The 17,666-nt window shown below is 66.2% G+C and carries 13 protein-coding genes and 1 tRNA gene; 5 read left to right on the top strand and 9 right to left on the bottom strand.

Features of this window, described 5'->3' with window-relative positions:
* Window positions 1-33: 33 nt before the first annotated feature.
* Both AC0L3K_RS26785 and AC0L3K_RS26790 read right to left on the bottom strand, forming a co-directional pair.
* A complete protein-coding gene (locus tag AC0L3K_RS26785) occupies window positions 34-666 on the bottom strand; it encodes a 2-dehydro-3-deoxy-6-phosphogalactonate aldolase (protein WP_354202721.1) in 633 nt (210 codons plus the stop codon).
* Window positions 667-679: 13 nt separating this feature from the next.
* On the bottom strand, window positions 680-1,594 hold the full coding sequence (locus AC0L3K_RS26790) for a 2-dehydro-3-deoxygalactonokinase (RefSeq protein ID WP_219683016.1): 915 nt from the start codon (window positions 1,592-1,594) through the stop codon (window positions 680-682).
* 239 nt (window positions 1,595-1,833) lie between these two features.
* Here AC0L3K_RS26790 and AC0L3K_RS26795 point away from each other — a divergent pair, with 239 nt between their 5' ends.
* Both AC0L3K_RS26795 and AC0L3K_RS26800 read left to right on the top strand, forming a co-directional pair.
* Window positions 1,834-2,931 (top strand): LLM class flavin-dependent oxidoreductase, encoded by a 1,098-nt coding sequence (locus tag AC0L3K_RS26795; RefSeq protein ID WP_007596571.1) that lies wholly within the window; start codon window positions 1,834-1,836, stop codon window positions 2,929-2,931.
* Window positions 2,932-2,988: 57 nt separating this feature from the next.
* Window positions 2,989-3,558 carry a flavin reductase family protein gene (locus tag AC0L3K_RS26800; protein ID WP_473367189.1) on the top strand — a complete coding sequence of 190 codons (570 nt, stop codon included), beginning with the start codon at window positions 2,989-2,991 and terminating at the stop codon, window positions 3,556-3,558.
* Window positions 3,559-3,769: 211 nt separating this feature from the next.
* On the opposite strand, the gene AC0L3K_RS26805 is transcribed toward AC0L3K_RS26800, so the two are convergent.
* The 4 genes from AC0L3K_RS26805 to AC0L3K_RS26820 form a co-directional block, all read right to left on the bottom strand.
* Window positions 3,770-5,635, bottom strand: a complete 1,866-nt coding sequence (locus AC0L3K_RS26805; protein ID WP_473367190.1) for a sigma-54-dependent Fis family transcriptional regulator — start codon at window positions 5,633-5,635, stop codon at window positions 3,770-3,772.
* A 108-nt stretch (window positions 5,636-5,743) separates the two neighbouring features.
* Window positions 5,744-9,049, bottom strand: coding sequence for a carboxyl transferase domain-containing protein (locus AC0L3K_RS26810; protein WP_473367191.1), 3,306 nt, complete (start codon window positions 9,047-9,049; stop codon window positions 5,744-5,746).
* A 127-nt stretch (window positions 9,050-9,176) separates the two neighbouring features.
* Window positions 9,177-9,860, bottom strand: a complete 684-nt coding sequence (locus AC0L3K_RS26815; RefSeq protein ID WP_473367192.1) for an aspartate/glutamate racemase family protein — start codon at window positions 9,858-9,860, stop codon at window positions 9,177-9,179.
* A gap of 11 nt (window positions 9,861-9,871) precedes the next feature.
* Complete coding sequence (locus tag AC0L3K_RS26820) at window positions 9,872-11,554, bottom strand: methyl-accepting chemotaxis protein (protein ID WP_473367193.1); 1,683 nt, start codon at window positions 11,552-11,554, stop codon at window positions 9,872-9,874.
* A gap of 296 nt (window positions 11,555-11,850) precedes the next feature.
* On the opposite strand from AC0L3K_RS26820, the gene AC0L3K_RS26825 reads away from it, so the two are divergent.
* Window positions 11,851-12,351 carry a hypothetical protein gene (locus tag AC0L3K_RS26825; RefSeq protein ID WP_354169378.1) on the top strand — a complete coding sequence of 167 codons (501 nt, stop codon included), beginning with the start codon at window positions 11,851-11,853 and terminating at the stop codon, window positions 12,349-12,351.
* 12 nt (window positions 12,352-12,363) lie between these two features.
* Window positions 12,364-12,837: a hypothetical protein gene (locus AC0L3K_RS26830; RefSeq protein ID WP_473367194.1), complete on the top strand. Its 474-nt coding sequence runs from the start codon at window positions 12,364-12,366 to the stop codon at window positions 12,835-12,837.
* Window positions 12,838-12,898: 61 nt separating this feature from the next.
* Here the strand turns inward: AC0L3K_RS26830 and AC0L3K_RS26835 are convergent, their stop codons facing one another.
* Together AC0L3K_RS26835 and AC0L3K_RS26840 are read right to left on the bottom strand one after the other, a co-directional pair.
* Window positions 12,899-13,828, bottom strand: coding sequence for a CobW family GTP-binding protein (locus AC0L3K_RS26835; protein ID WP_473367195.1), 930 nt, complete (start codon window positions 13,826-13,828; stop codon window positions 12,899-12,901).
* A 3-nt stretch (window positions 13,829-13,831) separates the two neighbouring features.
* Window positions 13,832-15,322 (bottom strand): amidohydrolase family protein, encoded by a 1,491-nt coding sequence (locus tag AC0L3K_RS26840; protein WP_473367196.1) that lies wholly within the window; start codon window positions 15,320-15,322, stop codon window positions 13,832-13,834.
* 1,029 nt (window positions 15,323-16,351) lie between these two features.
* Between AC0L3K_RS26840 and AC0L3K_RS26845 the strand changes: the two genes are divergently transcribed.
* Window positions 16,352-17,305: an alpha/beta hydrolase gene (locus AC0L3K_RS26845; RefSeq protein ID WP_007596595.1), complete on the top strand. Its 954-nt coding sequence runs from the start codon at window positions 16,352-16,354 to the stop codon at window positions 17,303-17,305.
* Between the two features lie 96 nt (window positions 17,306-17,401).
* Here the strand turns inward: AC0L3K_RS26845 and AC0L3K_RS26850 are convergent.
* Window positions 17,402-17,476 (bottom strand) — tRNA-Glu (locus AC0L3K_RS26850).
* Window positions 17,477-17,666: the final 190 nt, after the last annotated feature.

Here is a 17,666-nt window from a genome sequence, read left to right on the forward strand (position 1 = left end):
CCGTGACGGGATCACGGCTTGTTTATTGCGATCTCACTCTTTCGCAATCGCCCGATCATAGGCGGCAATCGTCACCTTTGCGCGAGCGGCAACGTCCGATGCCGTCATGCCGGGCTTGTAGAGGCTGGAGCCGAGCCCGAACGCGGTGACGCCGCCCTTGATGTACTCCGCAAAATTCTGCTCGGAGACGCCGCCGACGGCGGCGATCATCACGCCGGCAGGCAGCACGGCGCGGATCGCGGCAATACCGGACGCGCCGAGCACGCTGGCGGGAAAGAATTTAAGGCCTGACGCGCCGGAGCGCGCGGCAAGCAGTGCCTCGGTGGGCGAAAACACGCCCGGCAATGTCACCATCGCGTACTGATGTGCACGCGTGAGCACTTGTGTGTCGACATTCGGCGACACCATCAGCTTGCCGCCGACATCGTTGAGACGGTCGACATCCGAAGTGGTCAGCACCGTGCCGGCGCCGATCAGCACGCCGGCCGGCGCCTGTTTCACGGCCGTTGCGATGGAGCGGAACGGGTCCGGCGAGTTCAGCGGAATCTCGATTGCGGTCATGCCGGCTTCGATCAGCACGCCGACGATAGCCTGCGTTTCCTCGGGCTTCACGCCGCGCAGGATCGCGACCAGTGGTCGCTTCATCGCTGGGAATGGAACGCTCATCTCAACAGTCCTCTCATTGCGTCCAGATCGCGGCAGCCGCCATCGACAGACCGCGGCGGACCGCTTCATCGGCATCGACCTGGTTCACGGCGACCGACAGCGCGTCGAAAGCCAGCCTATACAGCATCGCGAGCCGCCCCGAGGCAATCAGCGTGATGCCAGCTTTCGACATCGCGCCGGAAAGCCCCGCCGCCAGCTCGACGCCGATCAACGTGCCCGACAGCGTTTCGCGCGCCGCGGCCGGTGTGCCCCCGAACAGGAGCTGACGCGAGCGCGCGCCGAACAGAAAATTAGCCGCGAAGGCCGGTGCTTCGTACGCGGCCTTCACCGCCGCCTTGAAGCTCGCGACATCCTCGGCGTCTTCGGCGCCGGCGACCGCAAGCGACAAAATCGTCTCGCGCGACACGACGCTGAAGAGCTCGCCGGTCATGAAGGTGGAGAAATGCGCGACCGTGCCGTCCTTCACGCGCACCCATTTCGAATGCGTGCCGGGCATGCAGACTAGCGCTTCGCCGGCGGCATCGAGCCCGAGCGCGCCGAGCAGCTGCGTTTCCTCGCCGCGCATCACGTCCGGCGCTTTTGCATCGCGCTGCGCGATACCCGGCAGGATGCGAATGTCGCGCGCTTCGCCGGGCACGCGCGCGGCCTGCTTCAGAACAGCGGAGAGTGGTGCCGGCGTGTCGACATAACCGGCCTCGACCCAGCCGGTACGCGCGCCGGCCATGCCGCAGACGAGGACGGGCAGATGATCGGGAGCCTCGACTGCCGCGAGATGCGATTGCAGCACGGCGGGAAAGCCGGCCTTCGCGGCGGCCAGCATGCCCTCATCGCTGCGGCGCTCGGCCAGCACCTCGCCGGCGCGGTCGATCAGCCAGAGTCGGAAGCTGCTGGTGCCCCAGTCTACCGCGACATAGGCAGGTTCAGTCATCTCGATTCGTATCCTCGTCTCACCGCCGAGACGCCGTCTCGCGACAGTGAGACGAGGCCCCGTAAATCTGTCCCGGGATATCGGCTATTGCCGCCGCAAACCAGCCTTTTCTCGCAGGTCTGAGGCGCCGTTCGCGCTGGCCCACCACTCGCGAAGAGCTGGCACACCGCTTGCTAAAGCGTTTCTGCTCACATCCGTGAACCGCGCAACAAGACGCGTCAATTGTGGAGAGGAAACCCATGGAGATCGGTTATTTCACGATGCCTTCGCACCCGCCGGAGTGCGGCCTGAAGGAAGGGAACGACTGGGACCTGCAGGTCATGCGCTGGCTCGACGAGCTCGGCTATCAGGAGGCCTGGGTCGGCGAGCACCACACCGCGCCCTGGGAACCCAATCCCACGCCAGACCTTCTGATCGCACAGGCGCTGATGCAGACCAAGAATATTCGCATCGGACCAGGCGGCTTCCTGCTGCCCTATCACCACCCCGCCGAGCTCGCCAACCGCGTCGCCATGCTCGATCATCTCTCCGGGGGGCGGCTCAATTTCGGCGTCGCGGCTAGCGGCCTGCCGAGCGACTGGGCCATGTTCAACGTCGACGGCATGAGCGGACAGAACCGCGACATGACGCGCGAGGCGCTGGAGATCATTCTGAAGATGTGGAGCGATCCCGCGCCCTGGACCTACAAGGGCAAATTCTGGACGGTGACCAAGCCGGACACGATGTTCGACTTCCTGAAACCCCACATCAAGCCGTTGCAGACGCCGCATCCGCCGATCGGTGTCGCCGGTCTTTCGAAGAACTCGGACACGTTGAAGCTCGCCGGCGAGCGCGGCTTCATCCCGATGAGCCTCAACCTCAACCCGGCCTATGTCGGCAGTCATTGGGATTCGGTCGTAGCCGGTGCCGCCAAGACCGGACGCAAGCCGGACCGCGCGGATTGGCGGCTGGTGCGCGAGGTGTTCGTCGCTGATACCGACGAGGAAGCGTGGAGGCTCTCGACCGGCGACATGATGGGCCGGATGATGGGCGAGTACTTCCTGCCGCTGCTCGGGCATTTCGGCTTCAAGGACTATTTGAAGCACGCGCCCGACGTGCCCGATAGCGACGTCACCGTCGAATATTGCGCCAAGCGGAACTGGATCGTCGGCTCGCCCGCGACCGTCGCCGAGAAAATCGAGAAGATCTACGAGGAGGTCGGCGGCTTCGGCGTGCTGCTGGTGTTCGGCTTCGACTACAAGCACAAGGCTGAAGCCTGGCATCACTCGCTGTCGCTGCTGAGGAACGAGGTGATGCCGCGCCTGAAGCATCTCGGCTCCGCGCAGAAGGCGGCTTGACCCGACGCGGGTGCGGCGCGATCGTGCCGCATCCGCATCCATTTCGGAGATTTCCGCGTGAGCGTGGACGCCAGTGCTTTCGACGCCAAGGATTTCAAGGAGGCGATGCGCCAGTGCGCCGGCGCCGTCGCGCTGGTGACGGTCGGCGCCGAGCACGGCAAGCGCACGGGGTTGACTGTGACCTCGGCCAGCTCACTGTCGGACTCGCCGCCATCCCTGATCGTCTGCGTCAACCGCAACGCCAGCGCGCATGCGCGCATCCGCGAGGAAGGCGCCTTCGCGATCAACTTCCTGCACGAGGACCACGCGGCGCTGGCGCTGACCTTCAGCGGCCAGAAGGGCGTCAATGGCGACGACCGCTTTGCGTTCGGGGAATGGACGCGCGGGGTGACCGGCGCGCCGGTGCTGACGGATGCGGTCGCCGCGTTCGACTGCGTGCTGGCGCAGGAATTCGAGACCAAGACGCATTCGATCTTCGTCGGCGAGGTGCGCGGCGCATCGCATTCCGACGGCGCGGCGCCGCTCGTGTATCTGCGCAGCAGCTTCCACGCCCCGCGCGAAATCCGCGGCACCGTAACCGTCGGCGACCTCGACTCGCGACATCTGAGCTGGAGCGATTTTTCGTAAGGCAGCGGCGGCGTTGATGGTGCGCTCTTCCCTTCTCCCCTTGCGGGAGAAGGTGGCGCGAAACGCCGGATGAGGGGTATCTCTCCGCGAATCCAGAAGCCAGAGAATCAGGTGCGGAGAGAGACCCCTCACCCGGCTCGCCGCTGTCGCGGCGAGCCACCCTCTCCCGCAGGGGGAGAGGGGAAGAAAGCTCGCCGCATGCAGCTGAGTGCTACTGCGCTGTCTCTATCTTCAACTGCTTGATCTTGCGATAGAGCGTCGCGCGGCTGAGCTTCAGCGCGCGCGCCGCTTCGATCACACGACCACCATGCTCGCGCAACGCCTCCACGATCGTGGCGCGCTCCGCCGCCGCGAGATCCGGCTCCGCCCTTCCACCAAACGGCGGCAAATCGAGGTCGGCATCGGTGATGACACCGTCTTCCGCCGTGCAGCCGGCGAGCCGCAGCACGTGCCGGAGCTGGCGCATGTTGCCGGGATAGGGATAGGCCGAGAGCTGCGCCCAGGCCTCGTCCGAGAGGGAACAGTTCGGCGCTTCCTCGCGCGCAATCTGGCGGATGACGTCGTCGCGGTCGGCGCGCTCGCGCAAGGCCGGCAGCCGCACCTCCATGCCGCGGAGACGAAAATAGAGGTCGGTGCGGAAGGCGCCCTCCTCGGCCATGCGGCCGAGATCGCGATGCGTGGCGCTGATCAGGCGAATGTCGACCGGCACGGGCTTCAGCGCGCCGAGCGGCCAGACTTCGCGGTTCTCCAGCACCCGTAGCAGCCGCGTCTGCAGCGCAATCGGCATGTCGCCGATCTCGTCGAGGAACAGCGTGCCGCCGTCGGCCTGCACGATCAGGCCTTTCGAGCCGTCGCGGCGCGCGCCGGTGAAGGCGCCGGCCTCGTAACCGAACAGCTCGGCATCGATCAGGCTGTCCGGCATCGCAGCGCAGTTCAGCGCGACATAGTTGTGGCGCGCGCGATTGCCGGCCGCGTGGATGGCACGGGCGAACACATCCTTGCCGACGCCGGTCTCGCCATGCAGCAGCACCGGCAGATTGTGATCGCCGATGCGTCTGAGCCGCTTTACACTCTTGATCAGTCCTGGATCGCGGCCAGCGAGGCGCTGCAGCGCATCGAAGGGGTCCACAGGAACGTCACGACGCTGCGTGGACGCCCGTGGCCGCAGCGGCGGCGCGACATGGCCATGCCCCAACGGACTGCCATCGCCCCGGCGCAGCTCGACGAGATCGTCCGCGTCGCGCGCGGCGGGATGGTCGAATTTGACATAGCGCGACAGATCGATGCCGGAGGCGATCAAGCCGTCGGTGAGACCCAGCAGTGCGCGCGCCGAACGGCAGGCGCCGACGATGCGGCGATCGTCATCATAGGCGAGCAGGCCGCTGCCGCCATCGCCCGGCACGGTCGCGATCCAGGCGTTGCGGAAATGACCGCGGAAGATCGCGCCCTCCATGCGCCGCGTTGCCTCCATCGTCACGGCCAGCGCGAGCTGATGCGCGGTGCGTTCGAGGTCCTCGCGGCAGGAGGTGATGTTCACGGCGCCTGCGAGCCGTCCGGCCTGGTCGAACAGCGGCGTCACGGCGCAGGAAAACATGTGCCACTGCGCGCGAAAGTGCTCGTCGCGATGTACCAGGATCGGCTTCTGCTCGGCGAGCGCGGTGCCGAGCCCATTGGTGCCTTCAAAGGCCTCGGAGAAATTCGAGCCGGTGTAGATCTTCCAGTCCATGAACAGTCGTGCGTCGGCCTCGCGGGGCAGGCGGCTGAACAGCATGGTTGCGTTCACGTCCGCCAGGTTGACGCAATAACCGGCATCGCGGAGTACCCGGGCGAGATCGTCGAGCTCCGGTGTTGCAAGCCGGATCGTCTCTTCCATCGGCTCGGCGACATGCCGGATCTCGGCTTCGGTCAGCGTCTGCGGCGGGCCTTGGCGGGCGGGATCGAGCTTGTGGCTGACCAGGCAGCGCCGCCAGGAATTGGCAATGCGCGAAGAGGCATCGACGTCGGCCAAGCGGTCTGCAACCTGATTGGCGACGGACAAGACACGGGCGACATGGTTCGAGGCCGAAAGGCTGGCCATCGCGGACGTCTCCACCCTGTATTATTGTGCAAAGTCTGGCACCGCAGGCGGGGATGTCAATCGGGAACCGGAACGCGGCGAAGCGCAATCATAATTGCTGCACCGCCCTCACCACGTATCGATGCAGGGTCGCTTCTTCGCCGTCCGCGTCGGCGGCTTCGGCACCGACCGCAGGCCTGCCATGATCCACCGCCGCGTCTCGGCGGGATCGATGACGTTGTCGATCTCGAACACGGAGGCGATCGAGACCGCCTTGCCGTTGGCGTAGAGCTCGGCGACCTTGTTGCGATAATAGGTCTCACGCTCGACGGGGTCGGCGATCGCCTCCATTTCCTTGCGGAAGCCGAGGCGGACGTATCCCTCCAGGCCCATGCCACCGAACTCGCCGGTCGGCCAGGCCGCGGTGAAGAACGAGGCGTGGAAGCCGCCGCCGATCATCGACTGCGCCCCGAGCCCATAGCCCTTGCGCAGGACGATGCCGAACAGCGGCACTGTCAGGCTCGCGCCTGTCACGAACATGCGCGAGACGTGGCGCACGATCGCCGTCTTCTCGGCTTCCGGGCCGACCATGAAGCCGGGCGTGTCGCACAGCGAGACGATCGGCAGATCGAAGGCGTCGCAGAGCTGGAGGAAGCGCGCGGCCTTGTCGCCGGCATCGGCGTCGATCGCACCGCCGAGATGGCGCGGATTGTTGGCGATCAGGCCGAACGGCTTCCCCTCGATGCGGATCAACGCGGTGATCATGCCGACGCCGTAGTCGCGGCGCAGCTCCAGCACGCTGTCCTTGTCCGCGACGAGGTCGATCACGCTGCGGATGTCGTAGACGCGCAGGCGGTTCTCGGGGATCGCGCGGCGCAGCAGCCGCTGGTCGGCGGCCTGCCAGTCCGTCACCGCGCCCTGGAAATAGGACAGGTATTTTTGCGCAACGGATGTCGCCTCCTCTTCGTCCTCGACGAGGATGTCGATGACGCCGTTCGGCGACTGGAACGTAACAGGACCGACCTCGGCCGGGTGATAGACGCCGAGCCCGCCGCCCTCGATCATCGCGGGGCCACCCATGCCGATCGAGGCATTTTTGGCGGCGATGATGACATCGCAGCAGCCGAGCATCGCGGCATTGCCGGCGAAGCAATAGCCGGAGACCACGCCGATGACCGGCACAAGACCCGAGAGTCTGGCGAACTGCACGAAGGACGGACCATCGAGCCCGGTCATGCCGAGCCGGTCGGTATCGCCAGGCCGGCCGCCGCCGCCTTCGGCATAGAACACCAGGGGCACGCGCCAGTCTTCCGCGAGCGTCAGCATGCGGTCGATCTTCTTGTGGTTCATGTGGCCCTGCGTGCCCGCGAGCACGGTGTAGTCGTAGGCCACGACGATGCAGCGCCCGCCCTCGGGCCCGAACTTCTCGGCGTTGACAGTCGCGACGCCCATGACGAGGCCGTCGGCCGGCGTGTTCTTGACGAGATCGTCGAGCTTGCGCCGGCGCCGCTGCGCCGCGATCGCAAGGCTGCCATACTCCATGAACGAGCCGTCGTCGACGAGCTGCGCGACATTCTCGCGCGCGGTGCGCTGATTGGTGTTGCGGCGGCGCTCGACCGAAGCAGGGCGATTTTCGTCGAGCGTGTTGGCCTGGCGCGCGATCAGTTCGGCGAGATCGGGACGGATGTGGTCGAGATCGATATCGGTTTCCGTTGCCGACGCATCAGCCGCAACCTCGAGCGGCTGCAGATACATGATCGGCTCGCCATGCATCAACGTGACACCGTCGCCGGCGAGTAGCTTCATGACACGGCCGCCCTGCTCGGCCATGACCAGATGTTCCATTTTCATGGATTCAATCACGGCGAGCTGCTGGCCCGGACGCACGATCTCGCCTTCCTTCACCTGGATGGTGACGATGGTTCCCTGCAAGGGTGCTGCGACCATCACCGTGCCTTCGGGCACGATCTGTGCGGTATGCGCCTCGATGCCGGGACCGCCGCTTCGCTCCGTCGCCGCAAAATAGAGTGGTTTGGCCGCGCCATCGGCGGCTTCGACGAGCTTGCCGATGTTGCGATCGATGAAGTCTGTCGCGATGCGGTTAGCCCTGAAATCGGGATGCGCCAGCACGGCCTGGAGGAAAGCGATGTTGGTGACGACGCCGTCAATTCGAAACTCGCGCAAGGCGCGCGCGGCTTTGGAGACAACGTCGTGCCAGGCTTCACCCGGCGTATGCACGATGACCTTTGCCAGCAGCGAGTCGAAGGCGGCGCTGGTCTTGTAGCCGGCGTAACCGAAACTATCGACGCGGACACCGGGGCCTGACGGCGGCTCGAACACGGCGAGCACGCCGCCGGTCGGGTGCGTCGCCCCCAGCTCGTCCAGCGTCTCCATGTTGACACGCAACTGCATGGCATAGCCGCGCGGTTTCGGGATCGAGCCTTGCGCCAGGCCGAGCGACGCAAGCGAGGCACCGGCGGCGACCGCGAGCTGGGCGCGGACGAGATCGAGGCCGAGCACCTCTTCCGTTACGGTGTGCTCGACCTGGAGCCGCGGGTTGGCCTCGATGAAGGCAAAACTGTCGTCGGCAGTGCCGTCGACCAAGAACTCGAACGTGCCGAGATTGTCGTAAGACGCGGCCACGGCGAGTTGCTTCGCCGCCTCGCTGATACGGCCACGCAAGCCGTCGCTGAGCGACGGGCTCGGCGCCACCTCGATCAGCTTCTGGTGCCGGCGCTGAATGGTGCATTCGCGTTCCCAGAGGTGGGAGATCGCGCCGTGGCGATCGCCGATGATCTGCACCTCGATATGGCGCGCCTGCCGGATCAACCGCTCGGCATAGACGCCGTCGAAGCCGAACGCGGCCTTGGCCTCGGACTGGCAACGCGCATAGGCCTCCGCGAGATCGGCAGCGCGCTCGACCACGCGCATGCCGCGCCCGCCGCCGCCGGCCATCGCCTTGATCACGATCGCCGGCTTGCTGCCGAGCGAGGTGAAGAACGCCGTGATGTCCTCCAGCGAGGAGGGCCCGCTGGTGCCGGCGATGATTGGCACGCCGCAGCGCTTTGCCAGTTGCCGTGCCGCAACCTTGTCGCCGAACAGTTCGAGCGCCGCCGGCTTCGGCCCGACGAAGGCGATGCCTGCATCGACGCAGGCCTTCGCGAACGCAGCGTTCTCGCTGAGGAAGCCGTAGCCGGGGTGCACGGCGTCGCAGCCTGCGCTCCTCGCCGCCTTCACCACGGCCTCGATGTCGAGATAGGCCCGCGCGCCGCGGCCGGGGATTTCGACCGCCTCATCGGCAAGGCGCACATGCAGCGACAGCGCATCGTCCGCGGGATGGATCGCGACCGTCGCGAGGCCGGAATCGGCTGCGGCGCGCGCGATGCGGATGGCGATCTCGCCGCGATTGGCGATCAGGAGCTTCTTGAACGACATGCAGCGTCTCCATGCCCGCGTGCCCAAGCGCGGGTCGGCCGGTCCGATTGTTCTGCTTCGTCACTTTAACCGAGGCCGTCAAGGGCAAGAACGCCGGTCCCGACGACCGTTCCCGCCGGCCGGAATTTCAGTCGGTCGCGCGTGCCGTGATGAGGCGAATAATCCGCGCCACGGCAGACGGGATCGGCGCGATGACCGGCACGGTGAAGATCGCCTGAAGCTCGCGCGCGACTTCGCCCAGCGGCCCGCCGCCGATGATGACCGCCTCCGCGCCATCCTGCGCGATGCAGGCCTCGACCGCGCCCGCGAGCGCTGTTCGCAGCCGCGCCGGATGGCGCATCAGCTCCTGCGGATCGCCCTCCGCGAAGCGGACGCCGGTGTAATACGATCGCAGACCCAGCGCTTCCGGCAGAGCGTCGATCTTCGCTTCCAACAGCGGCGTCGTGGTCGCCACGCCGAAGCGGCGGCCGTTCTCGGCGGCTGCCACCATCGAGGACTCACCGATGCCGACCGCGGGCCGTTTCATCGCGGCCTTGATGCCGGCCAATCCGGGATCGCCGAACGCCGCGACGATGATACCGTCGCATGCATGCCGGTTCGACTGCGATATCTCCAGAACTTCGGCGGAAGCTGCATCCAGCGCATCCGGCGTCACGATCATTTGCGGCGCGCGCGTTGCGGTCGCGCCGTCGATGTCGAAGCCGTCGACGGCGGTCGACCTCGCGATGGCGACCATCATCTCAGTGGGCGCCACGGAACTGTTCGGATTGATCAGGAGAATGCGCGCGCGCCGATCAGAACTCTGATTCATCCCCTGCTATACTAGGCCGCCCGCACCCCCGCAACGAAAGCACTGACCTCGTCTTCCAGCGATTGCAGCTTCTGCGACAGCCGGCCACTCGATTGCAGCACGAGGCCGGCGGCCTGGCCGGTCTCCGCCGTCGCGTCGGTCACACCCGAGATGTTCTGCGAAACCTGGTCGGTGCCGGAGGCGGCCTCGCGTACGCTGTGGGCGATCGCCGCGGTCGCGGCGCCCTGCTCCTCGACGGCTGCGGCGATCGACGAGGAAATCTCGTTGACCTCCATGATGGTCTTGCGGATGCTGTCGATGTTGCCGACGACCTGGTTGGTCTCGGCCTGGATCGCGGTGATCTGCGCACCGATCTCGTCGGTCGCCTTTGCGGTCTGGCTCGCCAGCGACTTCACTTCGCTTGCCACCACCGCGAAGCCCTTACCGGCTTCGCCGGCGCGGGCCGCCTCGATGGTGGCGTTGAGCGCGAGCAGATTGGTCTGCGAGGCGATCTGGTTGATGAGGTCGATGACCTCGCCGATCTTGTGCGCGGCGGCGGCCAGCCCCTGCACGGTGTCGTTGGTGCGCTGGCCGTCGGCGGCGGCCTTGTCCGCCACGCTTGCAGCCTGCGCGACGCGCTGGCTGATCTCGGTGATCGAGGACGACAGCTGCGCGGCGGCGGAGGCCACCGTCTGCACGTTGCTCGAAGCCTGCTGACAGGCGGTGGCGACGAAGCTAGCACGGTCGGTCGCCTTGTCGGCGATCTCGGACATACCCTGCGCGGCCTGCTGCATCGCGCGCGCCTCGTTGAAGACGTCGCGGACGACGGCCTGAACGTTCGCCTCGAACTTACCGGCGAGGTCGGTCATCGTCTTGCGCTTCTCCTCGTCGGCCTTCTGCTTCGTCTCCTGCTGTTCGGCGTGCATCCGGCCGACCGCCGACGCATTGTCCTTGAACACGGCGAGCGCCTTGGCGAGCCCGCCGATCTCGTCGCGACGGTCGGTATGGGGCACGTCGAACGCGCTGTCGCCGGAGGCGAGGCGCTCGGTGAGCGCGGTGATCTTCGCCAGCGGCCGGGTCACGCTGCGGCCGATCACGAAGGAGGCGCCGAGCACGAGCACGAACACGGCCAGGCACACCAGGGCGAAGGTCATCGCATTCTGGCGGAAGACGGCGTCGACGTCGTCGAGGTAGATTCCGGTGCCGATGATCCAGCCCCAGGGCGCAAAGCCCTTCACATAGGAGATTTTCCCGACCGGCTGGTCGAAGCCGGGCTTCGGCCAGAGGTAGCTGTAGAAGCCCGCGCCCTGCTTTTTGACGACGTCAACGAAGCCGACGAACAGCGCGTTGCCGGATGGATCCTTCATCCCGGAGAGATCCTTGCCGTCGAGCTCGGGCTTGATCGGATGCATGACCATCTTGGGGGTCATGTCGTTGAGCCAGAAATACTCGACCTTGTCGTAGCGCAGGCTCTTGATCTCCGCGATCGCGCCGGCCTGGGCCTGCTCGCGTGGGAGTTTTCCTTCGCTCTCGAGCTTCTGGTAGTGCGCCAGGATGCCGTAGCCGACGTCGACCATGTGCTGCGTCTTGGCCTCACGGTCCGCGATCATCTGCGCGCGCAGGGTCGATAGCGCGATCGGCGCCAGCGCGATCATGCCAAGGAGGCTGATGCCGACAATCAGGACCAGCTTGAAACTGATGCGGGAGAAAAACATCGGAGCTCGCAAGAATTGGAAGGGCTGATATGCCAGTTTATCCCGCGCCCCTTAGCAAAGCTTTAAGCATTCGGGTTCCCCAAGTCTCCGCAAAACTCCGTAGGATCCTGCCGGCATGCCGCGGACGGCCTCGCAGGTTCGCGAGGCCGGCTGCGTCCGAGATGCGATCTCTTCAAAACTAGAAGGCCTCGATATCGCCCCTCCGAGCGTTGACTTGCGGGGGGCTCTGACCGAACGATCGGCGCAGATCGTCAGCGCCGGCCGGGGCGTCGGCGCAGCCAGAGGCCAGAGGTTCAATGCATCAATCGACATCGACAGGGTCCCTCGAGCTTCCGGCGCTGAGCGCGGCGGAGCGGCTCTTCATCTGGGGGTTTCGGGCCAAGGCGCGCAGCGGAAGCGCCGTCCCGACCGCGGCCGATATCCAGCAAGTCTACGACCACTTTCGCGTGGGCGACGCCGTGCCTTCGCTGGAATGCATCATCGAGATCTTTGCCTGCACGGCGCATACGGCCATCGCGGTGCACTGCCCGACCTGCCCGCGCATGTCCGACAGCGAGCACGGCATGTTGCGGGCGATCGCCGCCGCGCAGAAAGAGCGCGACGATATCGCGCGCGAGCAGTTCGAATGCTGGCTGCCGCCGGTCGGCGCCGATTGGGCTCTCGCGCCGGTGCGGGGGCTTGCAACGATCTTCCGCATGGCGGGTCTCATCCTGCCCGACCGGCACGTTCCGTCTTTCGACCATGACCGGACGATGGCGATGAAGAGCTGGCTGGTCGGAAGCCCCACCTTGCACTGACCGGGATCGCGCATGATGCATGATAGTTGCGGCTTTGTGCCCGTCACGGAAGCCGGCCAGGCGCGGCTCTGTCCGCTCCAGGCCGCGCTTGCGACGCGGCCTAATGTCGAGAGCTACGATGATTTTGGCCGCGTCACGCTCTCGCTGTTGCGGTTCATCGCTGCCGCCTATGCGACCGGCGCGTCCGATTGCTGGGAGGCGGCCTATCGCTTTGCCGACGAGGCGCCTGGCATCGCCGACAGCCCGCTGCTGGTCGCACGCGTTGCCGCGCTGGTCAGAATTCTGCGCAGCGGCCGGCCCTGCCAATTGTGCTTCATGCCGCCGTCGTGCCGGCGCCTGTCGAAGGACGAGGCAGAATTGATGCGGCTGCTGGCGGTGGCGCGCGGCAGCCAGGCGGGTGAGCTCGAATCCGCCGTCTGCGAGTTCGTCGGCAACGAGAACGGGATTGCGACGACGAGGGCCGTTAACGCCCTTGCGGTCTGCTGACACCTAGCGGTCCTTCCTGATCACCGTATTCTCCTCGCGCAATTCGCTTGAGGCGTTAGCTTCAACGATCCACAACGCACGTCTCCATGATCCCGTCGAGCTCCGCCTTTGAGAGCACGCCGAGCTCGGCGATGAAGACGATCCGCGCACGCGGCGCGCCCGACATCGGCACTTCGCCAGGGGCGAGCGTGGCGCGGCCGGCGGCGAATTGAAACACCGTCTGGCGCCCGGGTTGCTCGACGGTCTCGAACAGGCCTTTTGCCCGCGCGAGTTTTGGCGCAAGCCGGCCGATGGCCTGCTGCAAGCGGGCAAGCGAAAGTGGCTGGTTCGACGTCCAGCTCAGCGTTTCGAAGCGTTGCTCTGCCGGACGTTTCGGTCCGGGCTCGCGTAGCGCGGGGGCGCGATCGACGGTTGCGGGAAACAGCAGCGCGGACGGAATCTCGCCGTGCGGCGCATCGACCACCACGGCAGGAACGCGTTGCGCGCGGATGGCCTCGCGCATGCGGGAGCCCGCGCCCTCGTTCGCCAGATCCAGCTTGCTCAGCGCCACGATGTCGGCGACGCGCAATTGCGAACGATGCAGCGCGTCGTCCAGGGTGGCGGGCGGTGTCGCCGCGTCCATCACGCAGAGCACCGTTTCCAGCGGCGCCTCGCGCACGATCACGGGATCCATCAGGTTACGGACGATGTCGGCGGGATCGGCGACGCCGCTGGTCTCGATGACGATGTATTCCGGCTTCGGATCACGCCGCAGCAGCGTCGCGAGCGTGTGCAGCAGGTCGCCTTCGAGCGAGCAGCAGATGCAGCCATTGGCGAGGCTGACCACGCCGTCGCTCGCGCCCGCGATCAGCTCGGCATCGATGTTGATCGCGCCGAAATCGTTGACCACAGCGGCGATTCGCCGCCCCTCCGCATGCGCCAGCAGATGGTTGACGACAGTGGTCTTGCCGGCCCCCAGAAAGCCCGTCACCAGGAGAATGGGGACCGGCATGTCTCAGCCCCCGACGACGGGGCGGCGCACGGGACGGCCGGGCCGCGCCGCCACGTCCAGCACGCCGTCTGTGATTAACGGCTGGCCGCTGACGATCAGGTGTCGCACGCCCTCGGAGGGGCGGTTCATCGCCGTGAAGGTCGCGCGATCCGAGAGCTTCTCGTAGTCGAACACGACGATGTCCCCATCGGCGTCCTTCGTGAGTCTTCCCTTGGCGCGCATCGCGGGCGTGCTTTGCGACAGGATCTCCGCCGGAATCAGCGCGCATTTGCGCACGCCTTCGAACAGCGACACGGTCTTGCGCTCGCGCACCCATTCGCGGATGAATTTTGTGAAGCAGCCGGCCGAGCGCGGATGCGAGGTGGCGTCATCCGGCAGCGGCCAGGCATCGCCGGTGTAAGTCTTGCCGTCCGACGTCGTCCACGGCATCGCATCGGAAGCGATCGCGCCGCCGGGATAGAGCACCGACATGTCGAGCAGGTCGCGGTGATGCGCGTTGTTCTCGGTGTCGAGGATGTGCCAGAGCACCAGCGATGACGGCTCGTCGGCCTGCGCCTTCAACAGCTCCTCGCGATCGCTGAAGCGATGGCCGTCGGTGACGCGCTGCACGGAATCGTAGCCGGTGCCATTGCGCTCGACGAATTCGGGGTCACTGAAGAAGGCCGCCGCCAGCACGGTCGAGCCGGTGCCATAGGGATAAGCCTCGACCGTAATGGGCAGGCCCTGCGCCTGCGCTTTCGCGATCAGCACGCGGCAACGCTCGACGTCGGTCTTGCTCGACGAGTTGAAATGACAGATGTGCATATGCGCGCCGGTGGCGCCGGCATAGCCGATCAGGCGGATATAGGCTTCCGCAGCGCTTTCAGGGTCGACCCGCGACATGTAGGCAACGTGGGTGAAGGTCGGCACGTCTTGGCTCGCCGCGAGCTGGCACACCGCGGTCAGCTCCTGCACGCCTGCGCCCGGCGCATAGGCGTTCAAAATGCCGATGCCGATGCCGCCTTCGTTCAGGCCGCGCGAAAGACGCTCGAGGATGCCGGCGACTTCCGCATCGCTCGCGACGTTGTCCATCCAGCGGCGATCGCGCATGGCGTTGCCGAACGCCTCCAGCGAGCTCTCCGCATTGGAGCCCGTCATTGCACCGATGCGCGCAAAAGCCCAGTTGGTGGCGGCGCCGTAGTTCAGCACGCGCCCCTTCCGCGCCTGGCGCTCATACCAGGAGCCGACCGGCAGCACACCCGCTTCGAGATCGAGCGTCGTCGTGACGCCGTCGAATGCCTGCATGCGATCGGCGGGGAGCGACTGGCCATGCGCATGAAGGTCGATGAAGCCGGGCGCGACCACGAGGCCGGTCGCGTCGATCACCCGCTCCGCGCTGCCGAGCGAGGCGCCGACCGCGGCGATCCTGCCGTCCACCACCGCCACATCGCCAACCGCGTCCATTCCGCTGGCGGGATCCACCACCCGACCGCCAGAGATCACCAAGCCGCTCATATTGTCGCTCCCTCACGCTGATTTCGCATCAAGGCAGATTCCGGGAGGGACGACCACCTCCACCGATGCCGACGCATCATGCTCGCAAGGAAGGCTCGAAAGGGGGGGTGCAATTTGCATGCGGGGCGCGGACACGCGCTCGCAGTCTCGCGGCAGGTTTGCCCGAGCTATGCTTCTCGCTTCACGCCCTCCAAGAAAGGGCGCAGGGAAGACCGGGCGCCGGCTGGCACCCATAAAAACCCCCATGCGAACTGATTGCACACGCAATGCACAGGGGAGACACAGGGCAGCCGAGACCAGGCCTTCCCTGCGCGATGGTTTGACGGCCTATGCCGCGCTCTCCCCGGAGACGAGTTCCTTCTTGCCTCCGTCACCTCCGCGAAATGCACGGCACCGCGCCGGTTGACGCGCTGACGCCTTCGCAAAGGCTTGACCGTAGCAACGACGGCCAGGACCACACGGTTTCGCCGTACGCGAGCTGACCCTGCTTCGCCAAGAGGCTTCGCAGGGCTTCGGCGCCGTCCGTCGATGCGGTTCGTGACATGCTCACGAGGTTCATCTCGCCCTGCACGCCACTCACCCGCCTTTAACGCCGCCCGCGTCCACCGCAACTCCCAACCCGCGTTCGTGACGACGTACGACCGCCCCTTTTGTGGGCTGGGATGGCCGACACATACGATATTTCCGAATTTCGGTAAAGTGGAATATTTTTGTGAGGAGGGGTTGACGGACTTCGGCTGTGTGTTGCCCGACAGGCAGCACAGATCAAGAAGATCGCGGCTTACAAGGCGGCACGAGTTCTGTGCACCGTCACCTTAACTCTAGCCCGCCCCGCGGAGGTGATTGACCCAAGACCAAGCAATGGACCGCGAAGCAGTTCCGCCGTCTTCTCGCCCCCATTGTCATTCAGGGATGTAGCGGGGCGCTACGGTGGACAAAAGTTCCCAAAGGTTTCGTGTGATCGCTCGGCCTCTTCTGCAACGCGACCCCTGTCATTCTATTTCGCGCCGCGCTCTCCTCGGCGGATTTATGTCGGCAGGGACCGCCCTCGCGCTCGGCGGATGCGCCGGCTTGGGTGCGACCGGCGCGCGTTTCGACGCGTCATCGCTATCCCTTGACCCCACATTGCTCGTCACCACCACGCGCAAGCCGGTGAACGGCGGTCGCACGAAGCCCTGGTTCGGCCCGGAGCGCGCGACGACCATGACAGTCGCGCGGGCGAAGCTGGGGGCGCCGGATGAGAGCCGTCTTTCTCTCGCCTCGGTTGGAATTGGCGATTGGCGCCTTGACCGGGTCGAACCGGTGTCGGCCGACGCCGGCGATCTCGTCGCGCAGGCCGGCGGAGGAGACGTGCTGATCTATGTGCACGGCTTCAAGCAGACGTTCGAGACGGCGGTGCTCGATGGCGCCCATCTCTCCGACGGGATCAAGTTCCGCGGCCGGACCATGGTGTTCTCCTGGCCTTCCAAGGCAGGACTGTTCGACTATGCCTATGACCGCGACAGTGCGATGTGGTCCCGCGACGAGTTTGAGCGCGTGCTCTCCGCACTCGTGTCGGCGCCAGGCACCGGCCGCGTGAACATCGTTGCGCACAGCATGGGAACCATGCTGTCGCTCGAAAGCCTGCGTCAGCTCTATGCGCGATACGGCGACACAGTGACGAGCAAGATCGGCGCGGTGGTGTTTGCCGCGCCCGATATCGACATGGACGTGTTCTCGTCTGCGATCCACCGCATCGGTCCGCTTGCCGGCAAGATCACCGTGATCGCCTCCACGAACGATCGCGCCCTGGCGCTGTCGGGACAGATTGCAGGTGGAATGACCAGGGTCGGCGCCGCCGAGAAAGCCGTCATCGCGCAGCTCGGTGTGCGCGTGGTCGATGCTTCGCAGGAGGGCTGGGGCATCATCAACCACGATCTGTTTCTGTCGAATGCAGAAGTACAGCGGGTGATCCGCCGCTCGATCGACGGCACGATCGCTTAGGAGAGCGCCCGCGCCGAGCCGTGCGAACTGCGCACGCCGGTGGGGGCTACAAGCGGAAATGGCCGGTTTTCGAAGTGCCCGGTCTGGCAGGAGAAATGGCGCTCCCTAGGGGAATCGAACCCCTGTTTCAGCCTTGAGAGGGCCGCGTCCTAACCGCTAGACGAAGGGAGCGTGAGGGAGAGGACATAGCCTCGAATTTTGCCGGCGGCAAGCGGGGATCGAGGGGTTTCAAAGGTCCATCTGGCGTCGGGGGGGGGGGGGGGGGGGCGGGGGGGCCCCCCCCCCGCCCCCCCCCCCCCCCCCCACGGGGGGGGGGGGGGGGCCCCCCCCCCCGCGGGGGGGGGCCCCCCCCCACCGGGGG

The organism is Bradyrhizobium sp. MI1.10, assembly GCF_055811035.1.